The organism is Collinsella sp. AF39-11AT (genome assembly GCF_003474585.1).
Lineage (GTDB): Bacteria > Actinomycetota > Coriobacteriia > Coriobacteriales > Coriobacteriaceae > Collinsella.
In genome coordinates, this window is the sequence record NZ_QROG01000053.1 from 1 (window position 1) to 1,543 (window position 1,543).

Sequence of the window (1,543 nt, forward strand, 5' to 3'; positions counted from 1 at the left end):
CCCGCTCGCTCATATGACCCAATCCACTGTCAAGGGCCACAATGGCCCCGCCGACCGCTTGCAATCGGTCGGCGGGGCCTGCCGTTAAACCCGTCCCGGTCCGCCCCCGGCATGTCATCGACGCCTTCGGCTCAGTCTCATATCCGCGGATACCGCTCCGGCGGCCCGCAATCCTCTCCTTCGGCGGGGTTCCCCTAGTCTGTCTTCGCGCATGCGGCGGCCGCCGCGCGCACAGCGAGAACGGGGGTGTCCCCGAAGGCCGCCCGGCTCGCCGGGACGGGGGCTTATGTCTATTCCGCGCCCTCCCGGCACATCGCGCCGAGGGCCCACAGCCACCTCACGAGCTCGGCCGCGGTGGCCGCGTTCGCCTTCGCCTGCGGCATCCCGCGGGCGATCATCTCCTCGCGGCGGCGCAGGAGCCTCTCGGACCCCTTCCTCCCGTGCATCCTTATCTCGAGGGGCACGCCGGAGCCCTTGGGCATCAGCTTCGGCTGGTGGCCGGCCTGGGCGTAGCACCAGGACCCCTCGACAGCCAGCTTCCTGACGAGCGCGTTGCCGGCCCCGCTGATCCCGCCGAGGCGCACGGAGTCCGCGCTCGACCTCTGCTTCGGGGCGAGGCCGAAGTAGGCCGTCACCTGCCTGCCGGAGCGGAACCTCGAGAAGTCGCCGACCTCGGACGCGAAGGCGGCGGCGAGCGCGAACCCGCACCCCTTGATCGACTGGAGCGCCTCGACCTCGGCCGAGAGGGGGCCCGCCGCGACGGCGGCCCTGTATTCGGCGAGGAGGGCCCCCCTCGTCTCGTCGGCCGCCTCGACCTCGTTCCTCAGCGCCGCAAGCGCCCGGATGCCTCCGTCGTCGGCGGGGTGTATGCCGTCGAGCCACCTGAGGAAGCCGTACGTCCAGTACTTCCGGGGGTTGCCGGCCGGCGTCGTGCCGCCGTAGACATAGCCGCGGCGGGCTAGGAACGCCAGGAGCCGCTGCTTCGCCGCCGCGAGCCTCGCGGTCGCGGCGTCGTGGGCGGCGGCGAGGTCCCTGAGCCCCTCGATCTCGGGGGACGGCACCCATACCGGGGTGACGTCGTGCGACAGTATCGCCTTGGCCATCCTGGCCGCGTCGTTGCGGTCGTTCTTGGACGAGAGGTCGGCAGCCGACCTCGGGACCTTGGAGACGGCCGCGACGACGCAGTCGACGCCGAGCCCGGAGAGCTCCCTTTGCGGGGCGAAGCCGAGGTAGCCGCTCTCGTAGGCGGCGAGCGACGGGCCGGGGAAGCCCGACATCCACTCCGCGACCTCGCCCCAGGGGTTGCCGCGGAACCTCCTCGTCACGGCCTCGCCCGTCTCCGCGTCGAGCGCGCAGACGGTGGTGGACCTGAGGTGTACGTCCATTCCGAAGGCGGTAGAATATCTAGGCACGGGAGCCTCCCAACCTCGTTGCGGCGCGGCTGCGCCTCTGGCACTTCAACAACATTGTCGCAGCCCCGACCCGCGGTCACGAGCGGGGGCTCCTGTCGTTTCCGTGCCCCTGGATTGGGTCATAGTGTCTG

At 71.1% G+C, this 1,543-nt stretch carries 1 protein-coding gene; it reads right to left on the reverse strand.

All coding sequences use genetic code 11. The features are described from left to right. Positions 1 to 290 precede the first annotated feature (290 nt). On the reverse strand, positions 291 to 1,412 hold the full coding sequence (locus DW037_RS10390) for an IS110 family transposase (RefSeq protein ID WP_118373261.1): 1,122 nt from the start codon (positions 1,410 to 1,412) through the stop codon (positions 291 to 293). Between the last annotated feature and the right edge of the window lie 131 nt (positions 1,413 to 1,543).